At 44.9% G+C, this 4059-nt stretch carries 2 protein-coding genes; both read right to left on the bottom strand.

Features of this window, described 5'->3' with window-relative positions:
• Positions 1-590: 590 nt before the first annotated feature.
• The gene (locus GF309_04225; protein ID MBD3157972.1) at positions 591-2210 is read right to left on the bottom strand and encodes an AAA family ATPase; all 1620 of its coding nucleotides are present in this window, start codon (positions 2208-2210) and stop codon (positions 591-593) included.
• Positions 2207-3967 carry an AAA family ATPase gene (locus GF309_04220; GenBank protein ID MBD3157971.1) on the bottom strand — a complete coding sequence of 587 codons (1761 nt, stop codon included), beginning with the start codon at positions 3965-3967 and terminating at the stop codon, positions 2207-2209. Before GF309_04220 ends, GF309_04225 begins: the two co-directional genes overlap by 4 nt.
• Positions 3968-4059 lie beyond the last annotated feature (92 nt).

Here is a 4059-nt window from a genome sequence, read left to right as displayed (position 1 = left end):
TCTCTCAAGCGCAGCATTGGAGCTTGGGAAACAGCTCGCAATGAGCAGAAGGCAACCGTGAATTGGACTTTCGATGTCGCTGCCGCCCGCAACAAGCTTCAGCGACTCTATCCGAACATATCAAAATCATAATGTTGAAGTACTAGATCGATTATGGCCTAACGCTCTTTCCGAGCATATGCCCTACGGACGTGTCTGTTGATGAATGAATTGAGTCCATGCTCAGTTCTAGCTAGTTGCTTCATATGCTCTGTATTGCTAGAGCCAGCGCTTAAATATGTATAACGATAGACGGCTCCATCACGAAACAGAACTCTGATGAAATCTCCCCCAATCTCATATGCTACTACACCTGAATCTCCGCCAAGGTTTTTTATAGCTTTCCATTTCTTCCTCCTATAGTATAGATTTAGTTATTGTTTAACAGTGCCAACGGGGACTAAGCCTCGCCGCGGATGGGCTGCTGGCCCTCGATATACTTTTCATAACTCCCATCCCCCCCCGCTCGTAGTGCACCGCGATAGTGGCGTCAGGTTGATATGCTTGTAGGCAGAAGCGCGAAGACTTTACAAAGCGACTACCTGAAAATTTCAAAATGGAGCAGGCAACCGCAAGGATCCTAAGCCATTTCTGTGGAGAAATTCTGAATCCTCTGCATCACGTTTTCCCTGTCGATTATGTCTCTCAGAGCTTGTACAAAGAACACAACATTTCCTTGCCCTCGTAATGCCGACATAGTGCAAGTTCAAGTCTTGCACATAATCACCCTTGTACATAGGTAGAATCCATCGATACAAGTCAAGATGAAAAACTAGATCAAACTCAAGCCCTTTCGCCTTATGTAGCGTCATCAATTGAACCTCACTGCTATCGGGTGGTGCGTAAGACCCCAAAAGCGACTCTGACATCAATACAGTTTGCAGACTACTAATAGCTCCAGCGTTTCGCGCTCGTGGCAGAATCAGCTCTGCGATTTCTACAAATTTATGTTGGGCTTCTCGTAAACTGATCAAATCAGTCGTCGCAAGTTCTTCCAGGTGATGCAGTGATCTCATAACAGCTCTGACCTTTACGGTCTCCAAATCTATGGCCAAATATTCCTCGACCAGCTCATACTTGGTCAACTCTTGACTGAAAATCAGGATAAGAATCTTTCGGAATAGAGCTCCCCACAAACTGGTTTCCCTATCGAGAGGAGTAGTGATAACTGGCTTGTGTGGAATACTCAAATTTCGATGCACAAGGTTACCAGTCCGTTTTCCTCGAACCAGTATTCCTACTTTGCTCATCTCAGAAATCTGTAGTTGATCCACAAAGCAGGAAATAGAAATAGAAAGCCATTTTCCAATCTCGATTTCGGAGCCGTCAATACGCTTCTCGTAGACGTGGATCTCATCAGTTTCGAGCAACCTACTTGCAGACGATAGCAATCTCAATGAGTAGTTTATTATTGAAGGATGACATCGGTGATTTATGGATAAGGGATAAGTTATAAATCGATCTTCGTCGTGTGCGAGTTGAGCGAGATGTCTAGGGTCTTTGTTTGCGAAGGCAAAAATCGACTGATCCAGGTCTCCAACCGCGACTCCAAAGAGCCCTAAATCAACCAGACTCGAAAAAAGAATATGCTGCCAAATTCCACAATCTTGATATTCATCAACAATCACGTGCGAATACCTAGCTTTCAAATATCTTCTACAGGCGCGCGAAGACCTGTAAACATATAAAGCGAGGAAGCCAAACGTCTCGAGGATAACTATCCCTTTAGAGTACAACTGACGCAACAATGGTATGTATGCCTTCACAAGATTATCATATGCGCCCTCGTCAAGTAAGGACTGCAAAGGGTCAACGTCCTCGATTTCGTCTACATCTTCTGCCTTCACGACATCAAATTCCTGCTGAAACAACCCAAAAACGTGATTGCCAAACGGAATGATGATTTCAGACAAGAAGAACTTGTCTATGGTTCCAAAGAACGATCCCTTTCTGTTTATGCCATTAGATAGACACCTCCTCTTAAGCTCATCACTCGCCTTGTTAGTGTATGAGATTGCTACAATCCCTCGGTAATCCGGTAGCTCGGGCAGAATTACAGCAATCTTTCTCGACAGCGTGAAAGTCTTCCCACTACCCGGTTTTGCAATGACCACGCAGTTATTCGGTTCACGTATTATATTCGACTGCTCATCCGTAGGAGTGATGGTCACAACCCTGTCTCCACAATCTTTTGACAACGCAAAAGGGGCTTCGCCAATGAATGATCTCGCAAGTCAGTCAAAGTATCCGAGTAACTTCTCAAGAAATCAAACATAAAAGTAGCTTTTCGTTTCTGCATTTGCCGGATTATCTCCTCATCTGCCGTAAGATCGAAGAAGTCCGCGGTAGTTGATCCCAGCGCATTATGTAGATCATGCTCCAAGTCAACATCCGCTATGAATATATTGAAGTCTTCAAGTCTATGGATAATCTGATGTACAGCTACTAGGTTCTCCTCAGGTGGTCGGCGAGATGCTATGCCGTCGAGCTTGCCTTCATGTAGCTGCAGCAACCTCTCGAATTCCTCATTCCTCTCACAGAAGGTTCGATAGATCTCAATACCTCGTTGCACACCGGCAAAACGATAGGCGTCCTTTTTGGGAATCTTGAATATGTCATTGTCTGTCCGAATAACGTAGCCAATTCTTAGCGAACTGAGAAGACTAACATAAGGCTTGAATCCTATACCATCGACCATCAAGATGCTGATATTTAGTCTATCAAGATCAACTCCTATGCTTGCAGCAAGTGCCTTGTAGAATAACTCCTCGGATGGCCCCTCCACGAGTAGAACAAGGCTGGAAAAGAACGCCTCTGCCGGTATAATACTCAGTCGGTGACCAAACTCTATGAAAGCTTCTTCCACAAAGGGATTGGTGCCATCACCAGCTGCCAAGGTATCGGGTCGGTTATCGTAGAGCCGGATAATAGAGTTAGGTGAAAACTCACAAGTTATCTGAGGCGAATGAGTAGTTATAATTACTTGTGCATCAAGAGTGTCTGACAAGTAATTCGCAAGTTTCCTTTGCTGGTGGGGATGCAGATGAGCCTCTGGCTCTTCGATACAGAAGATTGTCACACTCAGTGGCTCCTCCTCGGGATCTAAAACCACTTTCTTCCTTGCCGTCCACAATGCCAGATGAATTTGATTGGTCCTTCCATCTCCACCAATTGCGAGGGTCTTCTCGCCAACTCGCGAAGCTAAATTCAAGTCATCAACAAACAGTGAAGGATCAGCAGCACCTGTATCAAATACAACCTCCTGCGTAGAGTTCTGAATTGAGAGATCATAGAGTTCCTCGTTCAAGCTATTTGTCGCATTACTCACATATACCAGTGATGCTACATCCTCATTGACCTCCCGAAGCTTGGATTGGATCTTTCCAAGTGTCTCATTGTCTCTTTCAACCTCTCCTTCCTCACGATTCTCTCTGGCATCTTGCAGAAGGTACTTCCGCTCTCTTCTTATAAAGGATAACAGATTACGCCTACTACCCATAAATTCGAGGTTTAAGACCCTAAGATAGAACCTGGTTTCTATTTCTGCAAGCGCGTCTATATCCCTACCCACGAGGATTCTGTATTTCTTACGCCTGGATATTGGATCCCTAGTAGCTTGATAAGCCAGATAGGTTGTCCCTTCATCACTAACGTGTTCTCGCAGCTTGGCTAAAATGCAGTCTTCACAAACACCAGAGAGCTGAACTAGTATCTCAATGTCGTTGGTGTCCTCATGAGCATAGAAGTCCGAGTCTTGCGGTTCGAGGTCTGCTTGAGATAACTGCCTATCGAGCAACATACGAAGTGCATGAAGCATATTGGACTTGCCTATTTCGTTACACCCGATAATCAGCGATTTCCGCGATAAGTTGATGGTTGCGTCTTTGAAGTTTCTAAAACCTCTCAGCGTTACTTTGCTTATCTGCATTGCAATTTCCTCACTATGACTAGACGAATTTAACGCCTTCCCTTCTTACTCACCGACTTCCGGCTGAACCGCAGCGAAAGGTCCTCCTTTTC

The organism is Candidatus Lokiarchaeota archaeon, assembly GCA_014730275.1.
Classification (GTDB): Archaea; Asgardarchaeota; Thorarchaeia; order Thorarchaeales; family Thorarchaeaceae; genus WJIL01.
The sequence above is the reverse complement of the archived record's forward strand: the minus strand, read 5'-3'. Positions and strand labels throughout refer to the sequence as shown.